Annotated in this window: 21 protein-coding genes; 14 read left to right on the forward strand and 7 right to left on the reverse strand. The window is 69.8% G+C overall.

Features of this window, described 5'->3' with window-relative positions; translation table 11 throughout:
• Window positions 1-84: 84 nt before the first annotated feature.
• Both crtI and OG921_RS22615 read right to left on the reverse strand, forming a co-directional pair.
• The gene (gene crtI / locus OG921_RS22610) at window positions 85-1,632 is read right to left on the reverse strand and encodes a phytoene desaturase family protein (RefSeq protein WP_266114788.1); all 1,548 of its coding nucleotides are present in this window, start codon (window positions 1,630-1,632) and stop codon (window positions 85-87) included.
• Entirely contained in the window at window positions 1,632-2,735 is a 1,104-nt protein-coding gene (locus OG921_RS22615; RefSeq protein ID WP_266114887.1) for a polyprenyl synthetase family protein, read from the reverse strand. Before OG921_RS22615 ends, crtI begins: the two co-directional genes overlap by 1 nt.
• A 179-nt stretch (window positions 2,736-2,914) precedes the next feature.
• On the opposite strand from OG921_RS22615, the gene metF reads away from it, so the two are divergent.
• Both metF and OG921_RS22625 read left to right on the forward strand, forming a co-directional pair.
• Entirely contained in the window at window positions 2,915-3,841 is a 927-nt protein-coding gene (metF, locus tag OG921_RS22620; RefSeq protein WP_266114888.1) for a methylenetetrahydrofolate reductase [NAD(P)H], read from the forward strand.
• A gap of 31 nt (window positions 3,842-3,872) precedes the next feature.
• Window positions 3,873-4,289, forward strand: coding sequence for an MmcQ/YjbR family DNA-binding protein (locus tag OG921_RS22625; protein ID WP_266114789.1), 417 nt, complete (start codon window positions 3,873-3,875; stop codon window positions 4,287-4,289).
• On the opposite strand, the gene OG921_RS22630 is transcribed toward OG921_RS22625, so the two are convergent.
• The 5 genes from OG921_RS22630 to OG921_RS22650 are packed head-to-tail and all read right to left on the reverse strand — an operon-like array spanning window position 4,286 to window position 9,199.
• On the reverse strand, window positions 4,286-5,416 hold the full coding sequence (locus tag OG921_RS22630; RefSeq protein WP_266114790.1) for a glycosyltransferase family 2 protein: 1,131 nt from the start codon (window positions 5,414-5,416) through the stop codon (window positions 4,286-4,288). The genes OG921_RS22625 and OG921_RS22630 overlap by 4 nt on opposite strands.
• The gene (locus OG921_RS22635) at window positions 5,416-6,138 is read right to left on the reverse strand and encodes a DUF3153 domain-containing protein (protein ID WP_266114791.1); all 723 of its coding nucleotides are present in this window, start codon (window positions 6,136-6,138) and stop codon (window positions 5,416-5,418) included. Before OG921_RS22635 ends, OG921_RS22630 begins: the two co-directional genes overlap by 1 nt.
• Window positions 6,139-6,171: 33 nt before the next feature.
• Window positions 6,172-6,945, reverse strand: a complete 774-nt coding sequence (locus OG921_RS22640) for a carotenoid biosynthesis protein (RefSeq protein ID WP_266114792.1) — start codon at window positions 6,943-6,945, stop codon at window positions 6,172-6,174.
• Window positions 6,942-8,561: an NAD(P)/FAD-dependent oxidoreductase gene (locus OG921_RS22645; RefSeq protein WP_266114889.1), complete on the reverse strand. Its 1,620-nt coding sequence runs from the start codon at window positions 8,559-8,561 to the stop codon at window positions 6,942-6,944. The genes OG921_RS22640 and OG921_RS22645 overlap by 4 nt, the downstream gene beginning before the upstream one ends.
• Entirely contained in the window at window positions 8,561-9,199 is a 639-nt protein-coding gene (locus OG921_RS22650) for an N-acetyltransferase (protein ID WP_266114793.1), read from the reverse strand. The genes OG921_RS22645 and OG921_RS22650 overlap by 1 nt, the downstream gene beginning before the upstream one ends.
• A gap of 242 nt (window positions 9,200-9,441) precedes the next feature.
• On the opposite strand from OG921_RS22650, the gene OG921_RS22655 reads away from it, so the two are divergent.
• The 12 genes from OG921_RS22655 (at window position 9,442) to murG (ending at window position 23,623) form a co-directional block, all read left to right on the forward strand.
• Window positions 9,442-9,792 (forward strand): SAV_6107 family HEPN domain-containing protein, encoded by a 351-nt coding sequence (locus OG921_RS22655; RefSeq protein ID WP_266114890.1) that lies wholly within the window; start codon window positions 9,442-9,444, stop codon window positions 9,790-9,792.
• 176 nt (window positions 9,793-9,968) lie between these two features.
• Window positions 9,969-10,391, forward strand: coding sequence for a DUF3040 domain-containing protein (locus tag OG921_RS22660; protein ID WP_266114794.1), 423 nt, complete (start codon window positions 9,969-9,971; stop codon window positions 10,389-10,391).
• Window positions 10,392-10,803: 412 nt separating this feature from the next.
• Window positions 10,804-11,235 carry a division/cell wall cluster transcriptional repressor MraZ gene (mraZ, locus tag OG921_RS22665; RefSeq protein WP_266114891.1) on the forward strand — a complete coding sequence of 144 codons (432 nt, stop codon included), beginning with the start codon at window positions 10,804-10,806 and terminating at the stop codon, window positions 11,233-11,235.
• Window positions 11,236-11,474: 239 nt separating this feature from the next.
• Entirely contained in the window at window positions 11,475-12,452 is a 978-nt protein-coding gene (gene rsmH, locus OG921_RS22670) for a 16S rRNA (cytosine(1402)-N(4))-methyltransferase RsmH (RefSeq protein WP_266114892.1), read from the forward strand.
• Entirely contained in the window at window positions 12,449-13,315 is an 867-nt protein-coding gene (locus OG921_RS22675; RefSeq protein ID WP_266114795.1) for a hypothetical protein, read from the forward strand. Before rsmH ends, OG921_RS22675 begins: the two co-directional genes overlap by 4 nt.
• Window positions 13,316-13,455: 140 nt before the next feature.
• Window positions 13,456-15,231, forward strand: coding sequence for a penicillin-binding protein 2 (locus OG921_RS22680; RefSeq protein ID WP_323182862.1), 1,776 nt, complete (start codon window positions 13,456-13,458; stop codon window positions 15,229-15,231).
• Window positions 15,232-15,373: 142 nt separating this feature from the next.
• Window positions 15,374-16,951 carry a UDP-N-acetylmuramoyl-L-alanyl-D-glutamate--2,6-diaminopimelate ligase gene (locus OG921_RS22685; protein WP_266114796.1) on the forward strand — a complete coding sequence of 526 codons (1,578 nt, stop codon included), beginning with the start codon at window positions 15,374-15,376 and terminating at the stop codon, window positions 16,949-16,951.
• Complete coding sequence (gene murF / locus OG921_RS22690; RefSeq protein ID WP_266114797.1) at window positions 16,948-18,480, forward strand: UDP-N-acetylmuramoyl-tripeptide--D-alanyl-D-alanine ligase; 1,533 nt, start codon at window positions 16,948-16,950, stop codon at window positions 18,478-18,480. The genes OG921_RS22685 and murF overlap by 4 nt, the downstream gene beginning before the upstream one ends.
• Window positions 18,477-19,556, forward strand: coding sequence for a phospho-N-acetylmuramoyl-pentapeptide-transferase (mraY, locus tag OG921_RS22695; RefSeq protein WP_266114798.1), 1,080 nt, complete (start codon window positions 18,477-18,479; stop codon window positions 19,554-19,556). The genes murF and mraY overlap by 4 nt, the downstream gene beginning before the upstream one ends.
• A 2-nt stretch (window positions 19,557-19,558) precedes the next feature.
• Window positions 19,559-21,013, forward strand: coding sequence for a UDP-N-acetylmuramoyl-L-alanine--D-glutamate ligase (gene murD / locus OG921_RS22700; RefSeq protein WP_266114799.1), 1,455 nt, complete (start codon window positions 19,559-19,561; stop codon window positions 21,011-21,013).
• Entirely contained in the window at window positions 21,010-22,464 is a 1,455-nt protein-coding gene (gene ftsW, locus OG921_RS22705; RefSeq protein ID WP_266114800.1) for a putative lipid II flippase FtsW, read from the forward strand. Before murD ends, ftsW begins: the two co-directional genes overlap by 4 nt.
• A 4-nt stretch (window positions 22,465-22,468) precedes the next feature.
• Entirely contained in the window at window positions 22,469-23,623 is a 1,155-nt protein-coding gene (murG, locus tag OG921_RS22710; RefSeq protein ID WP_266114801.1) for an undecaprenyldiphospho-muramoylpentapeptide beta-N-acetylglucosaminyltransferase, read from the forward strand.
• Window position 23,624 lies beyond the last annotated feature (1 nt).

Below are 23,624 nucleotides of genomic sequence, written 5' to 3' on the forward strand. Positions count from 1 at the left end.
TCGAGTGACCGGTCGAGCCCACAGCTTAGTTGGTGTGGTCGGAAATGACGTTCAAGCGTCGTCTCTCCTTTGCCACTGTCGCTGCTAGGGCCGGGCACGCGGGCCGCCGACCCGCGCGGCGGCGAGCTTTCCGGAAAGCAGCGCGGTGGGTACGCCGACCCCCGGTGTGGTTCCGCAACCCGCGAGAACGACATTGTCCGCGGTAGGGACGAGGTTACGGGTCCGGAACGGCCCGGTCTGCCGGAACAGATGTGCTGCGGAGAACGGGCTGCCGGCGATCATGCCCTGCGCCTGCCAGGTATGTGGAGTGTCGAGGTGGTCGACGGTGAAATGCTCCGCGATACCGATGTAGCCGCGCGCCTCGAGGACGCCGAGCACCTCGCGGATGTAGGCAGGCCCGAGCGCGGTCCACTCCAGCGGCGCGCTCTCCAAGTTAGGGCACGGTGCGAGTACCGAGAGCGGCTCGTGCCGAGTGCCGCCTGTTGGGCTCCCGCGCTCGATGTACTGACCCGGATCGGTGCACGCCGGGCGCGTGATCAGCAACGACGGATCCGACATCGGCCGGCCGCGGCCCCGGCGGGCGGTGATCTCGGCGAACGTCGAATCCCAGGCGGCGCCGAAATCGATGACGTGATGCGCCTGCCCCGGCCAGCGGGCGCTGACCTCGATCGGGACGGTGCCCAGCGCGACCACCGCGGATGGTGAGGCACGCAGTCGGCGGCGCCGCGGGACGCCGAGCCCGGGCAGCGCACCCAGGTCGGCGGTGGCGATCACCGTGTCGCAGTCGATCCGGGCGCCTTCGGTCGTCGTGATGCCGCGCGCGCGACGGCCCTCGAAATCGATGCGCGCCACGTCGGTGCGCAGTTCGAGCTTGCCGCCGGCCGCGACGAACGCCGCGGCCATCGACCGCGCGATCGCCCGCATGCCGCCGACCGGGAAATACACCCCGAGGCAGGTGTCCATATGCGGGATCGCGGCGTACACGGCGAGCGCCTCGGCGGGCGCGACGCCGGCGTAGAGCGCCTGAAAGGTGAACAACCGGGCCAGCGCCGGGTCTTTCAGGAAGCGTCCGATCTGCGGGCCGAGCCGGCCGAAGCCGCCGAGCCTGGCGAGTCGGCCCAGGTCGGCGAGCGCGGCGCGGGAGTTGACCAGGTCGAGCGGCGAATCGAAGTTCGCGTCCAGGAAGCGCGTGTACTCGGCGTCGAACACCTCGCCGAGCCAGCCGCGCAGCCGTCGGTAGGAGGTGGCTTCGCCGGCACCGCAACTGCGCTCGACCTCGGCCGCCATCGCGTCCGGGCCGCCGTAGACCTCGATGACGCGGCCGTCGTGGAACCGCGCGTGGTAACCCGGTTCGATCCGCTCGATGCGCAGCGGCTCCGGTCCGGTGGCCGGGGTGGTGCCGACGGCCGCCAGCGCATCGGTGATCAGCTCGGGCATGGTCAGCACGGTCGCGCCGTTGTCCATCTCGTAGTCCGGGCCGCGGAAAACTCCGACCCGCCCGCCGGGATGGTCGGCCCGTTCGACGACGGTGACCTCGTGCCCGGCGCCGCGCAGATACAGCGCCGCCGCCAGCCCGGACAACCCGGCTCCGATGATCAGCACATGGTCGGTGGGACCGGTGACGGTGCGCATCAGGCCGTCCTCCGGGTGGCGGAGCGCGCCATCGCGCGAAGGTGCCGCTTCGCCGCCACTGTGGCGCTGCTGTGCTCCACGGCGGCGAGGCCGCGCGCGGTGAGTTCGGCGATCCGCCGCTCCACCTCGTCGACCGCCCCCAGCTCGTTGAGCACGGTGCGCAACTCATCGACCTGCGCGTCGGTCAGGTCGGTACCGATACGGCGGCGCAGCAAAGCGGCGGCTTCGGGGGAGCGCTCGTCGGCCCGCTGCAGCGCGATCGCGAAGAGCACGGTGCGTTTGCCGTCGCGCAGATCGTCCCCGGACGGCTTGCCGGTCGTCGCCGGGTCGCCGAACACCCCGAGCAGGTCGTCGCGCAGCTGGAACGCGATCCCGACATCGGTGCCGTACTGCCGGTAGGCCGCGATCAGTTCGTCCGGTGCGCCCGCGAGCGCGGCACCGATGTGCAGCGGTCGTTCGATCGTGTAGGACGCGGTCTTGAAGCGGTCGATCCGGATCGCCGCCTCGACCGTTTCGTCGCCTCTCGATTCTCCGGTGATGTCGAGTAGCTGACCGCCGAGGACCTCGGTGCGCATCGCCGACCACACCGGCGCCAACCTGGCAGCCGCCGCCGACGGGAGACCGGCTTCGCGCACCATGTCGTCGGACCAGGCCAGCGCGACATCGCCGAGCAGGATCGCGACCGCATCGCCGTACCGCGACGACGTGCCGGTCCAGCCGTCGCGGGCATGGCGACCAGCGAAGGTGACATGCACGGTCGGGTGGCCTCGGCGGGTCGCGGAGGCGTCGATGATGTCGTCGTGCACGAGTGCGCAGGCCTGCACAAGTTCGAGCGCCGCACACACCTTCAGCACCGCGCGCGCCGTCGGTCCGTCGGGATCGCCACCGGCACCGAGCCACCCCATCCAGGCGAAGGACGGGCGGATGCGTTTGCCGCCGCGCAGCACGAACTGCTCGAGCTCGTCGACCGCCGCCACGAATTCGCCGCCGACCCCCTGGACGAGGTCACGGCGCGAGGCGAAGAAGTCGGCGAGTTCGGATTCGACCGCGGACGGAAGGGCGGCCGGGTCGGCTGTCGCTGCCGCCGAAAGGCTTGGTCCGATACTCAGGGCTGCCTCCGCGGCGAGTCGATGGGGTCGCTGTTCACGATAGTGCGGACGCTCGGCGGGGGACCGAGGCACTTTATGCTGGGGCCGTGAACTCCGATTCCGACACCTGCGGCACGCCGCCGGTCGGCACCGCCGCACCGCAGCCGATCCGGGGCCGCGCCAGCGCGGGCTGGGTGTCATCGACACCGTCCGTGGTGGAGCGCCTGGCGTCCGCGGAGTGCGGTCGGGTGCCGTTTTCGGTGGAGTTCTCGCCACCGCGTGACGAGGCCGCGGAGGCCCGATTGTGGCGTGCGGTACGCGAATTCGAGCGTATGCGTCCGGCGTTCGTGTCGATGACCTACGGCGCGGGCGGATCGACGCGCGACCGGACGGTGCGCGTCACCGGACAGATCGCGACCGAGACCACGCTGCTGCCGGTTGCGCACCTCACCGCGGTGGAGCACACCGTGGATGAGTTGCGTGCGCTCGTCGGGGCATACGCGGACTGTGGGGTGCGCAATATCCTGGCGCTGCGTGGCGACCCGCCGGGGGACCCGCTTGGCGAGTGGATCACCCATCCCGATGGTGTCGAGTACGCCCACGAGCTGGTCAGCCTGGTTCGCGACCTGGGCGATTTCCATGTCGGTGTCGCGTCGTTCCCGGAGGGCCATTACCGCTCGCCCGACCTCGACCACGACACCGAGTTCCTGTGCGCCAAGCTCCGCGCCGGTGCGGAGTACTCGATCACCCAGATGTTCTTCGACGTTGAGCACTTTCTGCGGTTGCGGGACCGGGTCACCGCGTGCGACGCCGAACAGGGCGCGAAACCGATCATTCCCGAGCTCATGCCCATTACTTCGTTGCGGTCGGTCCGGCGGATGGTCGAGCTGTCCGGTTCGCACCTGCCCAGCGCCCTCGAAGAGCGGTTGACCCGCGCGGCCGGCGACGGACCACAAGAGAACCGCGCGGCGGTGCGGGAGATCGGCATCGAACTCGCCACCGAGATGGGCGAGCGCCTCATCGCCGAGGGTGCGCCGTGCCTGCACTTCATCACGCTCAACTTCGCCAGGGCCACGAGCGAGGTACTGGCCAACCTGGGGCTCGGCGCAGCAACCGTCTGATCTGGACCCGTCCGACTGCCGGGGAGGTGCAATGGCTCGCACCCGCCGCGCGCGCGTGCAGGACGTGCACGACCTCGCGCTCGGGATGCCACACGTCACGGTCGAGTGGATCTCCGACGATCGTCCGGTGTACCAGGTCGGCCGTAAGTCGTTCGTGTTCTTCCGCAACCCCCGGCCGGATGCGAAGGACCCGGAGACCGGCGAGCGCTATCCCGACGTGATCGTGTTCTGGGTGCCGTCCGTGGACGACAAACAGGCACTGATCCAGGACGAATCGACGCCGTTCTTCAGCACGCCGCATTTCAACGGACACCTCTCGGTGCTGTGCCGGGCAAGCCGGATCGGCGAGCTGAGCCGCCGGGAACTCGCGGAGGTGATCGAGGACGCGTGGCTTTCCCGGGCGTCCGCCCGACGGGGCGCGAACTGGCTTGCCGCCAACGAGCGCTAGACCGGTCGCCCGCGCCAGCGGGTCGCGCCGCGCCGATGCGCCCGGTGCGATCGCACGGTGAGCGCCAGGTAGGCGGCGATCGACACCGGATGGGACAGCGCCACGGCGAGGTCGGTGCGACGCAGCGGAGCCGCGGTTTCCATGGACCGGGCCGACACACGCGACGAGACGGCGGCCGCGTAGCCGATGGCGCCCCAGACGCGCACCCGGCCGTGGCCGCACAGCGCCACGGCGGGCGGCAGCAGGTCGACGAAAACCAGCGCCGCGGCCACCGCCAGGCTGCCCGCCGCACCGCCGTAGGCCGACCACAGCCAGCGTGTATAGCCCGCGTCGAGCTCGGCTGAGCCGCGGTACATCCGGCACCGGACGAGGTCACCGGCGGGCAGCGCCGCGGTGTGCGCCCCCGAGCGGCGCAGGGCGCGGGCCAGCGCGAGATCCTCGGTCAGACTCGCCGCGACCGCCGCGTGTCCGCCGATCCGGTGGTACTGCGCGGCGTCGAACACCAGAAACTGCCCACACGCGACGGCCATCGAAGGACGTCGCGACCGGTTGGCGACCGGCATCGGCAACAGCGCCGCCCACGACCAGCACAGCAGCGGCTGCACCAGCAGCTCGGCCGCGGAACCGGCCAGTTGGTGCGGCCACGGCGAGAGCAGCGCCACTGCGCTGGTGCGCAGCGCCAGGGCGGCGGACGCCAGCGCTTCCGGTGCCAGCCGCACATCGGCGTCGAGAAATACCAGTACGCCGTCCGGTACATCGGCCAGCGCGGCGAGCCGGTCGCACGCGGACTGCTTGCCGACCCAGCCGGCCGGCGGTGCCTCGGTGTGCCGGTACAGCGCGAACCGGTCGTCGTCGCCGATCGCGGCGCGGGCAACGCCGAAGGTGTCGTCGGTCGAGTCGTCATCGAGGATCAGCACCCGCAGGTCGGCCACATCGCGCTGTGCGCGCAGGTCGGCGATGAGCGCGGGCAGTCGGCTGCTTTCGTTGCGCGCCGGAATGCAAACCGTAACGGGACCGGGAGCGGAGCCCGGCGCGGCCGCGGCGAGCCGCGGGAACGCGTAACGGTTGTACAGCGTGAGCCCGGCCCGAGCCAGGGCCAGCAGCGTCGCCGCGCGGACCGGTAGCACTACGCGTCTTCGGTTTGCCGTTCGGCGGTGCGCCGGGAGGGTCGCGGGGGGCGGGGATTGCGGTTCATGTAGGCCAGCGCGGCCACGATCGCCGCGACCCCGAGCGTCACCCCGCCCATGATGCCTGCCCAGCCGGCGAAGCTGCGGGTACTCGGATCGGCGTACTTGACCTCGGCCCGCAGCGTGCTGACATCACCGGGAGCCAGCTTCCAGGAGACGATCGAGTCGCCCTCCCTCGTGCCGTTCGTGGTGGCCACCCGGGCCGGGAACGCGATGGTGAACTGCACATCGGAGCCCTGCGTCGGCACCGATTTCAGGTCCACCTTGCCGTCGAGGGTGACCAAGTCCCCGGACCGCTGCAACTGGATCTGGAAGGTTCCGGAGTTCTCGGCGGACAGCTGTCCGAGCTGCTCCACGTCACCGAATGTGAGATCGGAGAAGAACGCCTGCGCGCCGACGTACCCGTCCTGGCTGTAGGGCTGAACGCGCACCTTCGAGGTGAGCGAGTCCGGCACGACGAGTTCGGGTCCCTTGTCGTTCTCGTCCGCGGGCACCGTGGCCGCGACGATCTGGCCGGACACTCGGTCATCGGCCGAAACGCCCATCGACACCTGGACGCGCAGGCAGCCGGACAGCAGCGGAATCAGGAGGACGAGTGCGGCGAGCGACGCGACGCGTGCGGCGCGCCGGGATCGGGGCTGAGTCGGCTGCACATCGGCCATGGTGCCAGAGTTTCCGGCGTGCAGGCGTGATCCTCACCCGGTGCGGCGGCGCAGCCTGACGAGCAGGGGGACACCGAGCACACCCATTCCAATCAACCCGTAGAGCGCCGACCACCGCAGCTCCGGTCCGAGGAACACCGCGTGTGCCAATGCCGAGCCGAGCCAGGTCCACAGGAACAGCGCGATCGGCACCGCGCGCGACGTGGGTGGACGGGCGCTGCGCGCGGCTGCGGCAATGCCGCCGGCCATCACGGCAGCGACCACGAACCAGCCCAGATAGTTCGTCACCGGGATGCCGTCGACACCGGGCAGCGCGGGCGCGGTCGAGCACCACTGCCATTGGCCGTCGTGCACCATCTGCGGATCGAGGTAGAGATCCCACCCGACGGCACCGATCGCGGTGAGCGCGGTCTGCGCCGGAACCGTGCGGGCGACGACGGTGGCCACCACCCACACCGGGTAGATGCCGGCGGTCCAGGCCAGCGGGACGACGAGCGGGACGCCGGCCACCGCCGGTCCGAGCCGGTCGCTCGCGTAGTCGTAGCAACCGAACGGGACGCCGGTCGCGACGCCGACGATTTCGGCGCCCAGCCCGATACCGGCGGTGAGCAGCAACAGCGACACGGCGAACCGCCCACCGCGCTGAACGGCGGCATCGCTGAGCGCGGCCGCGGCGCCGAGCAGTACCACCGCGGTCGTCACCAGGTCGCGTGTGGATCCGGACGTCAACGGGTAGCAGATCTGGGCGAGCACCGCGCCGAGCGCGAGGACGATCGGCAGCTTCGCGGTGCCCGCAGGGCTGTTCACCGCTGCAGGAACCGGCGCACGAACCCGGGTTTCGCGTCGGCGAGTGCGACCTGGGCGGCGGTGCGTCCGCTCGCGCCCGAGACGCCGCCGCCGGGGTGGGTGGACGCCCCGGTGAGATACAACCCCGGCGCTCCGGGAACGCGGTGCCTGGCCAGTTCGGGCAGCGGCCGCCAGAAGAACATCTGGTCCAACGACATCTCCACGTGCATGACGTTGCCGCCGAGCATGCCCAGCTCGGACTCGATGTCCGCCGGGGTCTGCACGTGGCGGTGCACGACCGAATCGGCGAATCCCGGCGCGAAGCGGTCCATCACGTCGATGATCCGGTCGGCTTCGCGCTCGCCCACATCGGCCCAGGTCCGGCCACCGGACAGGGCGTAGGGGTGCCATTGCGACCAGAGCGAGAGCTGATGCTGGCCCGGTGCCGCAATGGACGGGTCGAGGGCGCTGAAGCTCATCGCGAGCACGGCAGGCTCCGGTGGCAGTTCGCCCGCGAGCGCCGCTCCGTGCCCGGCGTGCAGTACCCGCCGGTCATTGACCAGCAGTTGCAGGCCGCTACTGGTTTCGGCGGACGAATCGACGCCGCCGTAGCGGGGCAAGTCGGTGGTGGCCAAGCGCACCACCATCCCGATTCCCGGCCCGACCCGGATGCGTCGGCGCCATCGGTCCAGCTCGGTGCTGTCGTGTCCGCCACGTTCGAGCAGGTCGAGGGTGGTGAGGATATGGCAGCCCGCGACGACCGTGCGGGCGGTGACCTCGCGACCGCCGACGGTGCGAACCGACCAGTGCTCGCCGCGCCTGGCGATCGCGGCGACCTCGTCCCCGGTGTGTACCCGACCACCGTCCGCGGTGAGCCGCGCGGCCAGTGCCTTCGTCAGTGCGCCGCTGCCGCCGACTGCGCGTCCGGGCGGGAGGGTGTGCATGAGCGCGGCGAACCCCACCATCGGTGCGGTGCCCGGTTCGGACATCGGTGGACCGGACTGCGCACCGAACCAGGCGAGCGCGGCTTTGAGCCGTTCGTCGTCGAACCATTCGTCGAGCAGGGCGTCGCCGGAGCCGAGGAACTCCCGTGACAACGCGCTGCCGGCGCCGGGAGTGGAGCCTGCGAAACGACCCGATGATCCGGAACCGCGCTCGGGCGTCAGTCCCCAAAACGCTCTGGCCAGGTTCGGTGCGGTCGGTGTGGCACCGAACGCGCGCATCACCCGCGCGCTGCGCGGTCCCCAGACCTGCACGAACCGGCGGTAGGCGTCGGCATCGCGCGCGCCGCATGCTGCCTCGATCGATGCGCAGGTGTCGCGCACGCTGCGGCGGAACACGATCGGCGGTGCGTCCGAGTCGGGTGGGGCGGGGGCGAACGCCCACGGATCGCAGTCGAGATAGCGCAGCCCGAACCGGGCCAGCTCGAGATCCTCGACGATCCCGGTGTGCCGGATCATGATGTGCGCGGACGATCCGCGATCGACCTGATGTCCGGGGAAGCGCTCGACGGTGGAGACCGCGCCGCCGAGCACGGTGTCGCGTTCGAGCACCTCGACCGACCAGCCGGAGCGGGCCAGGTAGCAGGCTGCGACCAGGGCGTTGTGTCCGGAACCGATGACCGCGGCGTCGAGTATCACAGCGGTAGGCGTCGGCCGAGGACGGCGAAGGGCCTGCTGTCGCCGGCGAAGGTGAAGTTGCGTACGACATCGGTGAAGCCGAGTCGCCGGTACAGCCGCCACGCGCGATTGTTCTCACCGCTGACCTCTGGGGTGGAGAGCAGCGCCCGCTCCTCGCTCCGCCCGTCGAGCAGTTTCGCCAGCATCGTTTCGCCGAGCCGGTGGCCCTGTGCGTCGGGATGCACGTGCACCTCGGTCACCTCGAAGTAGTTCGCCAGCATGGTACGGATATCGGCCTCTCCCCAGCCGGCCTTGCGCATCCCGGCGTGGACCTGCGTCTGCCACCACTGCTGGGGCGCACCGCGATAGCCGTAAGCGATCGCGACGAGTTGCGACGCGGTGGCTATTTCGCCGCTCGCGGCGGTGCCGATTTCGCCGCTCGCGGCGGTGCTCGTGGTCGGGAGCAGCGCGCCGACCGCCCGCCAGCCGGGGCGGGTGACGTGCTCGGTCCACATCGGTGCGCGATGGTGTTCGGTGCCGCGCGGATACCCCATCGCCGTGACGTAGACGTCGAGCGCCTCGTACAGGCGGCTGCGCAGATCCTGCGCCGAGAGTTCGACGACGACCGGCTTCGCTGGGGTGTATTCGACGGCCATGACCATTTCCGTGAGAGCGAACTTGTCGGTGGGCGTGGCTACATTCAATCTGTCGAATGAATGTTCGACATCGGCGATCCGGCGATGGGCCGAGGGAAGCGGACCATCGCCGGGTCCCGGCGACGCGAGGAGGTCGTCGATTGGCTGCTCAGCGTGAGGGGTCGAGAACGGTAGGGCGGCGCGCCCGCGCGACGCGCAAGCACACCCTGCTCGACCGGGCGGACCGGCTACTGATCGAGGCGATGGGCGAGCGGGACCCGCGGGAACGGTTCCGTGCGGCCTATCTCGCCGCCCTGCGCGGCGCGGGCGCGGTCCTCGCTATCACCACGGCGAGTGCGCCCACCAGGGCGAAGTCCCGCAGCGCCTGGGTGTTGATGGCGCGTGCGGCGCCCGAGTTCGTCATGTGGTCGGACTACTTCGCCGGTTTTTCCGCGACGCGGGCCGCGCTGGAGGCCGGGATCAGCCGAGACGTCACCGGCGCCGAGGCCGACGAGTTCTGTCTGCGGGTGACGGCGTTCCTGCACGATGTCGAGGACCTGATCGGCGACGAGTCCCGGTTGCGGCCGGCGGCGGCGACCGATATGTCCGCATGACCTCACGAACGGGTGTAACGGGAACTTCGCGGGAAAGATTGAACAAGTCGTGAACCAGAGTAGGTGGTACCACCTAGGTTCACCTCGTATCATTGCAAGTACGTAGCCGAAATGGTCGGCTACGCGTCGTCTTACCCGGAGGCGGCGGACCATGTCTAGTGCCGGGGGAGGTAACCGTGCCACTCTCCGAGCACGAGCAGCGCATGCTCGAACAAATCGAGAGCGCTCTCTACGCTGAGGATCCCAAGTTTGCGTCGCACGTTCGCGGTGGACGGCTGCGCGGCACGTCGAATCGTCGGCGGCTGCAAGCAGCGACGCTCTTTGTCCTCGGTCTCGTGCTTCTCGTTGCAGGTGTAGCACTTCCGTTCAAGCCGGGCGGGTTCCCGATCATCAGCCTGCTCGGCTTCATCGTCATGTTCGGTGCGGGAGTGTTGCTGCTGATAGGAACGTCCCGTCCCGGCCTCAGCGTCGTCGACGATGGGGGGTCGAAGCCGAAGGGCAGCGGTCCAGGCGGTTCAGGAAAGTCGGCCGGAAAGCGGAAGTCCGGTGGGTTCTCCGCGCGGATGGAGGACAGGTTCCGCCGCAGATTCGATCAGTAGTAGCCCCGGGCAGTAATCAGCCCGACTGGGCAGATGCAGACGGCGTGTACCTCGGTGCACGCCGTTTTTCGTGCGCCGGCAGGGTGGTGCGCCGCACTGCGCCCACCATCCCCACTCGGCCCCACAATCCCCACTTCGCTCCACACGGGCGCCCAAACGCTGCGAATCGGTCGCCGCAAGCCCCATCGGGCCGGTAATTGGCCGAGTCTTCTGCCGGAATACCGGCAGCTCTCGGTCGCGGCCGGCCTATCGAATTCTGCTGTGACCGATTTGTCGCACCTCGCAGTAGTTCTCTCACCAGCGGATAGTCCGAGATCAGGCCGAACACGCAATCCGTAGCGGTTGTAAGTGGGGGGAAGTGGGGTAAAGTGGGGCACATCGGAGAGCGGTGGCGATCCTTGGAGGTGTCGAGATGTTCCTCGGTACCTACACGCCGAAGCTCGACGACAAGGGGAGATTGACGTTGCCGGCGAAGTTTCGTGACGAATTGGCGGGAGGGTTGATGGTCACACGAGGTCAGGACCATACGCTCGCCGTCTATCCGCGCGAAGAGTTCGTCAAGTTGGCCCGAAAGGCCGCATCGGTGTCACGGAGCAATCCGAAGGCGCGTGCGTTCATTCGCGGGCTCGCCGCCGGTGCCGATGAGCAGCGCCCCGACGCACAAGGACGGATAACGCTTTCCTCCGACCACCGGACGTACGCGAACCTTTCGCGCGAGTGCGTGGTGACGGGATCGGTGGATTTCCTCGAGATTTGGGACCGCGAGGCCTGGGAGTCCTACGTCGGAGAGAACGAGGAGGACTACTCCCAGGCCGGCGACGAGTCGCTGGGCGAGATCTTCTAACCGCACCCGAGCCAGGCGAGTGCCGCGAGGCCTCTGTCCGAACTGGATCCTGACGCACTTCCCCAGCGCCAGGCGCCAGTCATCGGACAGAGACCCCGAAGCATTCGCACCCACCGAGAAGCGCCTGCGCACGTGCGGCGCGAAGCGACTGCAGGATCGGAGTGACGACGGTGGACGGCGAAGCGGGCGACGACCGGGAGGCATCCGGTGGCTCGGCCAATTCGCCCGACTCGCGCCACATTCCGGTCCTGCTGCACCGCGCAGACGAACTTCTCGGGCCCGCGCTGCGCGAGGAAACATCAACGGGCACAGTCGATATCGATGACGCCATCTACGTCGACGCGACCCTGGGGCTCGGTGGCCACGCGGAGCATTTCCTGCACAACTACCCGCGGATGCGGCTCATCGGGCTCGATCGCGACACCGAGGCGCTGCGCCTCACGCGTGCGCGGCTGAGCCCCTTCACCGATCGAATCACCTTGGTGCACAGCCGCTACGACGAGTTGCCGGAGGCGCTCGATGAAGCCCGACTGGCCCGCACGGAATCCGTGCGGGCCATCCTGTTCGACCTCGGGGTCTCGTCCATGCAACTCGACGAGCAGGATCGAGGCTTCGCGTATTCGGTCGACGCGCCGCTGGACATGCGGATGGATCAGTCGCGCGGACTCACCGCGGCCGAAGTGCTCAACACCTACAGCCACGGCGATCTCGCGCGAATCCTCAAGGTCTACGGCGAAGAACGGTTCGCGGGCCGGATCGCGAGCGAGGTCGTCCGCCGCCGCGCCCAGCAACCGTTCGACACCAGTGCCCGGCTCGTGGAACTGATCTACGACGCGATCCCGGCGGCCACCCGCCGCACCGGCGGCCACCCCGCCAAGCGCACCTTTCAGGCGCTGCGGGTGGAGGTCAACGGCGAGCTCGATTCGCTGCGCACCGCCGTTCCGGCAGCGCTCGACGCGCTCGAGGTGGGCGGCCGCGTGGTGTTCATGTCCTATCAGTCGCTCGAGGACCGAGTGGTCAAACAGGAACTCGCACCGCGGACTGTTTCCCGCACGCCGCGGGGGCTCCCCGTCGAACTGCCGGGGATGGGCCCGGAGTTCCGCCTGCTCACCCGCGGCGCCGAGCGCGCAACTGACGAAGAGATCGAAGAAAACCCGAGATCGGCGCCCGTGCGGATGCGGGCGGCGGAACGGATTGCCAGGAGGTCAGCGGCATGAACGCGCGCACCAGCACACTCGACAACGCGTCCGGTGGAGCGAAGCGGGGGGAACGCGCACGGGGCGCGAAGCGGGAGGGAAGCGCACGGGGCGCGAAGGGAGCCGAAGACAAGCGCGGCGGAAGCGACCGGAAGAGCAGGTCGTCCGAGGATGGCCGGGCGGGCGGCAAGAAGGGCACCGTCGCGGTCCGCGCCGCGGTGGACACCGATTCCAGCACCCGCTCGGGTGCGGCGCGGCGCGCCTACGAGCGTCGTCAGCAGCGCGCGGCGCTGCACCGTGGCGATACCGCCGCGATTGCCGCGCTGCCCAAGCGAAGTTCGCAGTTCGCCGCACGGATTCCGTACGTAGCCACGGTGATCGGCCTGCTGGCCTGCGGCCTGGTGTGCACGCTGCTGCTCACCACCAGGTCGGCCGAGGACAGCTACGAACTCAGCGCCGCGCGGGTGCACAACCAGCAGTTGTCACAGCAGCTGGCGTCGTTGCAGCGTGATGTGGAGACCGCGGATTCGGCTCCCGACCTCGCCGCGAAGGCCCGTGAGCTCGGCATGATCCCGGCGAAGGATCCCGCCCGGCTGGTCGTGGCCCCGGACGGCGGCGTTGCCGTGGTCGGCACGCCGACACCGGCTCAGGGCCCGCCGGTGCCACTGCTCAACGGGCAGTCGCGGGACAACACCGTGCTCGGGACGGCGCGTTCGGCGGCGGGTTCTCGTGCGACGGCCCAGACGCCGACGGCCCAGACCCCGACGCGGCAGACCGGGGCGGGCGACACGCCGCAGCGGACCGGCGTGAATGCGCAGCCGCAGGGTGAACAATTGGTACCCATGGCCATTCCGGGACAGGCGAGCAGCGGGCAGCCGCGGTGAATCGCGCCCGCGGAACGAGCAAAAACTCGGGCGGCGCGGCAAGAACAAGGGCGAGTGCGACCAAACGCACCGGCGCGCAGCGTCGGCCGCCGGCTGGCCGGCCACGCCCCCGCAGCGCGAACGACCCGCTGCGGTTCCGGCTGGTGTCCGGCCGCGCGGTGATGCTGATCGCGTTGTTCGCCGTGGTCGTGCCCTTGTTCATCGCGCAGGCGATCTCGGCACCGCGGCTGCAGGCCGAGGCCGCGAGCCAGCGCAGTACCACCGTGGTCGACCCGGCGACCCGCGGCGCGATCGTGGATCGCAACGGCAAGCCGCTGGCGTTCACGATGGAGGCCAAAGCGCTGACCTTCCAGCCGGTTCGGGTGCGCAAGGAGCTCGCCGAGGCCAAGGCCAAGGACCCCGGCGCGCCCGATCCCGACCAACGGCTCACCGATATCGCGAAGCTCGTGCACGACAAGCTCGGCGCTGCGGCGCGCGAGAAGGATGTGCTGGAAAAGGTGCGTAGCGAGGAGACGTTCGTCTATCTCGCGCGCAGTGTCGATCCCGCTGTCGCCGCCGAAATCTCCGACAAGTACCCGGAAGTGGGACTGGAGCGCCAAGATATCCGGCAGTACCCGGGCGGGGCGTTGGCGGCGAACATGGTGGGCGCGACCGGCTGGGACGGGCACGGCCTGCTGGGGCTCGAGTCTTCGATGGACTCCACGCTCGCCGGCACCGACGGTTCACAAACCTACGACCGCGGCTCGGACGGCGCGGTGATCCCGGGAAGCTGGCGGGACCGGCAACCGGCGGTGGACGGCTCGCAGGTCGAGCTGACCATCGACTCGGATCTGCAGTACTACGTGCAGCAGCAGGTGCAACAGGCCAAGGACCTCTCCGGATCGAAGAACGCGTCGGCGGTGGTGCTGGACGCGCGCACCGGCGAGGTGCTCGCGATGAGCAATGACAACACCTTCAATCCGTCCGAGGGCGTCGGGGCGAAGAAGTCCGCGCAGCTGGGCAACCTCACCGTCACTACACCGTTCGAACCCGGGTCGGTGAACAAAATCGTCACCGCATCGGCCGCGATCGAATACGGCCTGACCAATCCCGACGAGGTGCTGCAGGTCCCCGGCAGTATCCATATGGCCGGTGTCACGGTCGCCGACGCGTGGGGGCACGGCGTCGCGCCGTACACCACCACCGGGATATTCGGGAAGTCCTCGAACGTCGGCACCCTGATGCTCGCCCAGCGGGTCGGGGAGGACCGGTACGCGGAGATGCTGCAGAAGTTCGGGCTCGGGCAACGCACCAACGTCGGACTGCCCGGCGAGAGCGCCGGCGCGGTGCCGAGCCGCGACCAGTGGTCGGGTGGCACGTTCGCGAACCTGCCGATCGGGCAGGGCCTGTCGATGACGCTGTTGCAGATGACCGGGATGTACCAGGCTGTCGCCAATGGTGGTGTTCGCATGCCGCCGCGCATCGTCCGGGCCGAGATAGGACCCGACGGCGAGCGGGCCGAGCCCGACCGTCCCGAAGGCGTGCGCGTGGTGAGCGAGCAGACCTCGGCGACGCTGCTGTCGATGTTTCAGTCGGTGACACAGCGTGATCCGATGGGGTATCAGCAGGGCACCGGCTCGTCCGCGAGCGTGGCGGGATATCAGGTGGCCGGCAAGACCGGCACCGCGCAGCAGGTCGACGCCGCGTGCAAGTGCTACTCGAGCTCGAACTACTGGATCACCTTCGCGGGCATCGCCCCGGCCGACAACCCGCGCTACGTGGTCGGCATCATGCTCGATGCCCCGCAGCGCGGCGTGGACGGTGGCGGCGGGCAGTCCGCGGCGCCGTTGTTCCACAACATCGCCTCGTGGATGCTGCAGCGCGACAGCGTGCCGCTCTCGCCGCCGCCACGCCACTACACGTTGCAGGCCGACTGAACCGATAGCGCCGCAACGGGCCGCCATGCCCGGGACTGCGTTCGGTGTCCGGGTGAATCCTCGGTAACGTGACACGTCGGCTCTGCCGCGCCTGCAGGCGCAGCGGTGACCGGATGCGTTCGAAAGAAACGGAAGGAGCACGGTGCCCGCGCAAGTCGGTCCACAGACCGCGCTCCGTCCCAGCGCGCCACCGTCGACTTCGGTTTCGGCGCTGGCAAGCTTCATCGACGCAACGGTGATCCACGGGCCGGGCGATTCGGCCGACGCGACGGTCACCGGCGTCGAACACCGGTCGTCCGCGCTGTTGCCGGGTGATCTGTTTGCCGCGCTGCCCGGGTCGAAATCGCATGGCGCGGGCTTCGCGGCCCAGGCACTCGAACGTGGCGCCGCGGCGGTGCTGACCGATGAGGCCGGGCAGCAGATGCTCGACGAGGCCGGCCTCGACTCGGTGCCGGTGCTGGTGCACCCGTCCCCGCGCAGCGTCCTCGGCGAGGTCGCCGCAACCATCTACGGGCGACCGTCCGAGCAGATGTTGGTCATCGGCGTCACCGGCACATCCGGTAAGACCACCACCAGCTACCTGATCGAGGCCGCGTTGCGCGCCACCGGTCGGGAGCCGGGCCTGATCGGCACCATCGAGACCCGGGTGCAGGGCCGGCGAGTACCGAGCGCGCTGACCACCCCGGAGGCACCGCAATTGCATGCGCTGTTCGCCGCGATGCTCGAGCAGGGCACCGACTGCGTGGTGATGGAGGTGTCGAGCCACGCGCTCGCACTCGGGCGAGTGGACGGCACCCGCTTCGATGTTGCCGCGTTCACCAACCTGTCGCAGGACCATCTCGACTTCCATCCCACCTTCGAGGATTACTTCGCGGCCAAGGCCAGATTGTTCGCGCCCGATTCCTCGGTACACGCCGATCGCGCCGTGGTGTGCATCGATGACGAGTGGGGCCGGCGGATGGCGGAAAAGGCGGCTGGTGCCCTCAGTACGGTGGCCACGTCCGGGCCGGCGGATTGGACCGCGACGGCGGAGCATGTGCTGCCGACGGGGGGCCAGGAGTTCCGGATCGTCGGACCGAGTCCGTGGCAGGGGATTCCCGCGCGATTGCGCCTGCCCGGGCGCTACAACGTCGCCAACGCGCTGCTCGCGGTCGCCACCTGCGCCGCGGCGGGCGTCGATCCGGTCGCGGCTGCCCGTTCGCTTGCCGAGGTGGACGTGCCGGGCCGGGTGGAACGGGTCGATCGCGGGCAGGAGTTTCTCGCGGTCGTCGATTACGCGCACAAGCCGGCCGCGCTGTCGGCGGTTATTTCCACGCTTCGCGCCCAGTCGGCGGGCAGAATCGCGCTCGTGGTCGGCGCCGGCGGTGACCGCGACGTCGGCAAGCGACCCATGATGGGCGAGGTTGGGGCCCGGTTCGCCGATCTCCTCGTGATCACCGATGACAATCCGCGCACGGAGGACCCGGCGGCGATTCGGTCGGCGATGCTGGCCGGCGCCACCGCGGTTGCCGAGGACGAGCGCGGCGAGGTGCGCGAGATCGGCGATCGCGCCGCGGCGATCGCGGCGGCGGTCGACTGGGCCGGCGCCGGTGACGTGGTGTTGGTGGCCGGCAAGGGACACGAAACAGGTCAGGAGATTCAGGGCGTGAAGTACCCGTTCGATGATCGCGAGGTGCTCGCGAGCGCCATCGAGCACGCGGGGGAGGCGACCGGCGCGTGATTGCACTGTCGTTGGCGCGGATCGCCGAGATCGTCGGCGGAACGTTGCACGATGCGGCCGACCCGGACGCGGTCGTGACCGGCTCCGTCGAGTTCGATTCGCGCAAGATCGCCGCCGGTGATCTGTTTCTCGCGCTGCCCGGCGCCAGGGTCGACGGGCACGAGCACGCCGGATCCGCCGCAGCGGCAGGCGCGGTCGCCGCCCTCGCCGCGCGCCCGGTCGATGTCCCGGCCATCGTCGTGCCGCCGATCCCGACCGACGCCACGCCCTCGGCCGGTGTGGCCATGGCCTTGGAACACGACTCCGACGGTTCCGGCGCAGCAGTGCTGGCCGCGCTGGCGAAACTGGCCCGGTTCGTGGTCGACGACCTGCGTGCCCGGACCGGCCTGACCGTAGTGGGCGTGACCGGCTCGTCGGGCAAGACGTCGACGAAGGATCTGCTCGCCGCCGTGCTGCGTCCGCTCGGCCCGGTTGTGGCGCCGCCGGGCTCGTTCAACAACGAACTCGGCCATCCGTGGACGGCGCTTCGTGCCGACGCCCAGACCCGTCACCTCGTGCTCGAGATGTCCGCGCGCGGAGTCGGGCATATCGCCGCGCTGGCCGCCATCGCGCCCCCTCGCATCGGTGTGGTGCTCAACGTCGGTACCGCGCACTTGGGCGAGTTCGGTTCGCGGGAGGCGATCGCCCAGACGAAGGGTGAGCTCGTGGAGGCGTTGCCGTCGGCGGCCGACGGTGGCGTCGCGATCCTCAACTCCGACGATTCGCTGGTGGCCGCCATGGCTGCGCGGACCACGGCCAGAGTCGTGATGGTCGGCCAGACGCCGGGTGCGGACGTGCGGGCCACCGATGTCGTGCTCGATGACCAGGCCCGGGCGCGGTTCGTGCTCGACTGCGCGGCCGGGCGGGTGCCGGTCGAGCTCGCGGTGCACGGCGAGCACCAGGTCGGCAACGCGCTGGCCGCCGCGGCCGTCGCGCTGGAATGCGGGCTCGATCTCGACGGTGTCGCCGCCGCGCTCGGCGGGGCGCGGGCGGCATCGGCGCGGCGGATGGACGTGCGGACCCGCGGCGACGGCGTCACGGTGATCAACGATTCGTACAACGCGAACCCGGATTCGATGCGGGCGGGGCTCAAGGCACTCGTCTCCATGGCTCGTTCGACGCCGCAGCGGCGGCGCAGTTTCGCGGTGCTCGGCGAGATGGGCGAGCTCGGCGACGACTCGGTGGTGGAGCACGATGCGATCGGCCGGTTCGCGGTCCGCCTCGACGTCGGCAAACTCATCGTGGTCGGCACCGGACGCCCGTCCCGCGGGATGTATCAGGGCGCGGTGATGGAAGGGTCGTGGGGCGACGAAGCGGTGCTCGTCCCGGACGCGCGTGCCGCGATGGAGTTGCTCGATGCCGAACTTGCGCCCGGTGATCTCGTGCTGGTGAAGGCGTCGCAGGCGATCGGGCTGTGGACCGTCGCCGAGCATCTCCTGGATGACAGCGCCGAGCATCCGCTCGGTGACATGACGGAGGCAGGGAATTGAGACAGATCCTGTTCGCGGCGGGGATCGCCCTGGCCGTGTCGATCCTGCTGACGCCGCTGCTGATTCGGGTGTTCTCCCGGCAGGGCTTCGGTCAGGAGATACGCGTCGAGGGCCCGGCGAGCCATCAGTCCAAGCGCGGCACCCCCACCATGGGCGGTGTCGCGATCATTACCGGGCTCTGGGCCGGGTACTGGGGCTCGCACCTGATCGGGATCGGCTACCAGGCCGACGGGCCGTCCGCGTCGGGCCTGCTCGTGCTCGGCCTGGCCACCGCGCTGGGCGGCGTCGGTTTCCTCGACGACTTCATCAAGATCCGCAAGCAGCGCAATCTCGGGCTGAACAAGACTGCCAAGCTCGTTGGGCAACTGGTGGTCGCGCTGATCTTCGGCGTCCTCGCGCTGCAGTTCCGCGGCGCCAGCGGGCTGACCCCGGGCAGCACGCACCTGTCCTACGTTCGTGACATCACCACCGTGTCGATGGGCTCGCTGGTGTTCATCCTGTTCTGCTACCTGCTGGTGAGCGCCTGGTCGAACGCGGTCAACCTCACCGACGGGCTCGACGGTCTGGCCGCGGGCTCGATGGGTTTCGTGCTCGGTGCGTACGTGATCATCACGTTCTGGCAGTACCGCAACTCCTGCGAGACCAGCCCGGGCCAGGGCTGCTACGACGTGCGCGATCCGCTCGATCTCGCGCTGATCTGCGCCGCCGGCGCCGCGGCATGTGTCGGGTTCCTGTGGTGGAACGCCGCCCCGGCCCGCATCTTCATGGGCGACACCGGTTCACTCGCGCTCGGCGGCATGCTCGCCGGGCTCTCCATCACCACCCGCACCGAACTGCTGATGGTGGTCATCGGTGCGCTGTTCGTGGCCGAGGCCGCCTCGGTGGTGATCCAGGTGGCGGTGTTCCGTTCGTCGCGTCGCCGCGTGTTCCGGATGGCACCGTTCCATCACCACTTCGAACTCGCCGGCTGGGCGGAAACCACGGTGATCATCCGGTTCTGGCTGCTCGCCGGTACCGCCGCCGCAATCGGGCTCGCCCTGTTCTATAGCGAGTACCTCGCGGCGATCGGGGACTAGGCGTGCCGCTCGCGGAGGATCTGCACGGACTTCGTGACGCGCGTGTGCTGGTGGCCGGCTGGGGGATCTCCGGCCGGGCGGTCATCGACCCGCTTCGCATCCTGGGTGCCCGGATCGTTGTCACCGACGGGCGGGCGGATTCGCTCGCCGAGGCTGTCGGGCTCGGGCTCGACAGCGCACCCGAGGCCGAGTTGCTCGCGGCGGGCGGGCTGGACGACATCGCGCTGGTGATCACCAGCCCCGGTTTTCGTCCGGAAGCACCGCTGCTGATCGAGGCCGCGCGGCGCGGCATTCCGGTGTGGGGCGATATCGAGTTTTCCTGGCGGGTGGATCATGCCGAGTTGTACGGGCCGACCCGGCGCTGGCTGGTGGTGACCGGGACCAATGGAAAAACCACCACCACGACGATGCTGCACACCATCCTGCGCGCGGCAGGCCTGGGCAGCGCCGCGTGCGGCAATATCGGCCTGCCGGTGATCGATGCGCTGCGGCGGCCCGATGTGCGGGTGCTCGCGGTCGAACTGTCCTCGTTCCAGCTGTACTGGGCGCCGTCGGTGCGCCCGAACGCCGGGGCGGTGCTCAATATCGCCGAGGACCATCTCGACTGGCACGGCGGGCTGTCCGGCTATGTCGCGGCGAAGGCGCGGGCTTTGGCCGGCAACGTCGCGGTGGTCGGACTCGACGATCCGGTGGCCGCCGCACTCCCGCACACCGCCGGCTTCCGCATCGGGGAACCCGGGCCGAAGGAGCTGGGCGTACGCGATGGCCGGCTGGTGGACCGGGCGTTCGCCGAGGATGCCGATCTGGGACCGGCGGATACGATCAGCCCGCCCGGACCGGCGGGGATTCTGGATGCGCTCGCCGCCGCCGCGCTGGCTCGCGCGATCCTCGTCCCGCCAAGGGCCATCATCGCCGGACTGGCCGCGCATCACGTCGGCCCGCACCGCGCATCGGCGGTCCGCGAACTCGGCGGGGTCACCTTCGTGGACGACTCGAAGGCCACGAACCCGCATGCTGCGCGTTCCTCGCTGCTCGCGCACCCGCATGTCGTTTGGGTGGCGGGCGGTCAGCTCAAGGGCGCCACGGTGGACGACCTGGTCGCCGAGGTGGCGTCGCGGCTGCGCGGGGCGGTCTTGATCGGGGTCGATGCGACCAAGATCGCAGCAGCTTTGGCGCGACACGCGCCCGAGGTTCCGGTGCTGCTCGTTCCGACGCGGGACGATGCAGGAGTGACTGCTGTAACAGATGTGACTCCAGCAACGGACGTGACGGACCCCGACGCCGTCATGGCGAACGCGGTGCGTGCCGCTGCGCGACTCGCCCGACCCGGCGATACCGTGCTCCTCGCGCCGGCCGCCGCCTCGCTGGACATGTTCCGCAGCTACGGTCACCGGGGTGACAGCTTCGCCGTGGCGGCCGCGGAGCTTACCGAAGCCGATCTCGGGACCCACTGGTGATCGGCCAGAAGGTGATCGGGAACAACCGCATCGGCACCTGGCTCGCACGACCGCTCGCCTCGTTCCATCTCGTCGTCACGATCGCGACCCTGCTCACCGTGCTCGGCCTGGTGATGGTGCTCTCCGCGTCGAGCGTCGAGTCCTATGCCGGCGGCGATTCGGCCTACGCACTGTTCTCCCAGCAACTGATGTACGCGGTGCTCGGGGCGGTGCTCTTCTACCTCGCGCTGCGGGTGCCGATCCGGGTGCTGCGCAAGCTCGCGTTCCCCGCGTTCGCGGTCACCATGGTCGCGCTGGTACTCGTGCTCATCCCCGGCATCGGCGTGGTCAGCGGTGGTGCGCGCCGCTGGTTCATGCTCGGCCCGCTCTCGGTGCAGCCGTCCGAGGTCGCGAAGGTGACGTTGGCGCTGTGGGGAGCGCACGTGCTGGCCTCGCGCATCCCGCAGCGCACGAACCTGAAGATGATCCTGTTTCCCGTGGTGCCCGCTGCGCTGATCGTCTGCATGCTCGTTGTGCTGCAGCCGAATCTGTCCACCACGATCGCACTCGGCATCATCCTGGTGGCGCTGCTGTGGTTCGGTGGCCTGCCCACCAAGTTGTTCATCACCATCTCCGTCTCCGGCGTGGTGGCCGCGGTCGCGCTTGCCCTCACCGCCGGATACCGCTCGGACCGGATGAAGGCGTTCTTCAGTCCCGGCGAGGACCCGCAGGGCATCGGTTACCAGTCCCGGCAGGCGATGTACTCGCTTGCCGACGGCGGGTGGTTCGGCCGTGGGCTCGGACAGAGTCGCGCGAAGTGGAGCTACCTGCCGAACTCGCACAACGACTTCATCTTCGCGATCATCGGCGAGGAACTCGGATTCGTCGGCTGCATCGCCGTCATCGGCCTGTTCGCGCTGTTCGTCTACACCGGAATGCGGATCGCGTCGAGGTCCGCGGACCCGTTCCTGCGTCTGCTCGTGGCCACCGCAACCACCTGGATCGTCGGCCAGGCACTGATCAACATCGGCTACGTGGTGCGCATCCTGCCCGTCACCGGTCTGCAGTTGCCGTTGGTGTCGGCCGGCGGCTCGTCGCTGGCGATTACGCTGCTGATGTTCGGGATCATCGCGAGCGCCGCCAGGCACGAACCGGAGGCGATCGCGGCGCTGCATGCAGGCGAGGACGGACGGTTCAGCCGGATGCTCCGGTTGCCCATGCCGGAGGCCTATGCGCCCGGCCGGGCGCAGGTCGCCCGGGCGCGCGCCGAGCGGCGCACGCCGGTGCGCTACCCGGCGCGCGGTGAGCTCGACGGCCGCAAACGGACCGCCTCGACGCGGGTCCGCGAACCGGCCGGCACACGGGCGACGGCAAAGGCGTCGCCGAAAGCGGCGACTACGCGGTCGGCGGCAGCGCGGGCAAGCGCTCCGAGGTCGGCGACGCGGGCAACGCCACGAAGAGCGAGGACGTAGATAGGTGAGTCAGCCTGACGGACTGTCGGTGATCGTCGCGGGAGGAGGCACGGCCGGGCATATCGAACCAGCGCTCGCGGTCGCCGATGCGCTGCGCCGACTCGAACCGTCGGTGAAGGTGACCGCACTCGGCACTGCGCGCGGCCTGGAGACGACATTGGTCCCCGAGCGCGGCTACCCACTCGAACTGATCCCACCGGTGCCGTTGCCGCGCAAAGTGAGCAAGGATCTGCTTCGGCTGCCGAAGCGGGTGTGGGACTCGGTGCGCCGGACCCGCGAGGTGATCGACCGATCCGGCGCGGACGTCATCGTCGGGTTCGGCGGTTACGTCGCGCTGCCTGCCTATCTGGCCGCGGGGTTGTCGCGGCGTCGCCGGGTTCCGATCGTCGTGCACGAGGCGAACGCGAAGGCCGGCATCGCAAACAAGGTCGGGGCCCGGTTGGCCACGCGCGTGCTCGCTGCGGTGCCCGGTTCGGGCATTCACGCCCGTCGCGCGCCGAGTGCGGAGCTCGTCGGTATTCCGGTTCGCTCGTCGATCACGGGGCTGGACCGTTCGGCGTTCCGGGCCGGCGCCCGTGCGCATTTCGGGCTGCCGCAGGACGGTCCGGTGCTGCTGGTGTTCGGCGGTTCGCAGGGTGCGCGTTCGCTCAATATCGCCGTGTCCGGTGCGGCAGCGGAGTTGGCCGCGGCAGGTATCTCGGTACTGCACGCGCACGGTCCGAAGAACACCCTCGATTTGCCCGACAGCGCCCGTGCGGGCGTCCCGCACGACACCGCGCGCAACGGTGCCGCGCCGTACGTCGCGGTGCCGTACCTGTCCCGGATGGACCTCGCCTACGCCGCCGCCGACGTCGCGATCTGCCGGTCCGGCGCGATGACCGTCGCCGAGGTGTCCGCGGTCGGGCTGCCCGCGTTCTATGTGCCGCTGCCGCATGGCAACGGCGAGCAGGAACTCAACGCGCGGCCGGTGGTCGCGCAGGGTGGTGGCACAATCGTCGCCGACGCGCAATTCACCCCGCAGTACGTCATCGACCGGGTGATCCCCGCGATACTCGACCGGAACGGGTTGCGTGAAATGGGGCTCGCCGCGGCCGGCGCGGGCCACCGCGACGCGGCGAACGAGGTCGCCCGGATCGTGCTGGAGGTGGCGCGCAAGTGAT

Source organism: Aldersonia sp. NBC_00410 (assembly GCF_026342035.1).
Classification (GTDB): Bacteria; Actinomycetota; Actinomycetes; order Mycobacteriales; family Mycobacteriaceae; genus Aldersonia.

Coding starts and splice junctions, on each gene's coding strand:
- crtI (WP_266114788.1), bottom strand. CDS start 1,632: ATGCGCACCGTCACCGGTCCCACCGACCATGTGCTGATCATCGGAGCC.
- OG921_RS22625 (WP_266114789.1), top strand. CDS start 3,873: ATGGCTCGCACCCGCCGCGCGCGCGTGCAGGACGTGCACGACCTCGCG.
- OG921_RS22635 (WP_266114791.1), bottom strand. CDS start 6,138: ATGGCCGATGTGCAGCCGACTCAGCCCCGATCCCGGCGCGCCGCACGC.
- OG921_RS22650 (WP_266114793.1), bottom strand. CDS start 9,199: ATGGCCGTCGAATACACCCCAGCGAAGCCGGTCGTCGTCGAACTCTCG.
- OG921_RS22655 (WP_266114890.1), top strand. CDS start 9,442: ATGGGCGAGCGGGACCCGCGGGAACGGTTCCGTGCGGCCTATCTCGCC.
- mraZ (WP_266114891.1), top strand. CDS start 10,804: ATGTTCCTCGGTACCTACACGCCGAAGCTCGACGACAAGGGGAGATTG.
- OG921_RS22675 (WP_266114795.1), top strand. CDS start 12,449: ATGAACGCGCGCACCAGCACACTCGACAACGCGTCCGGTGGAGCGAAG.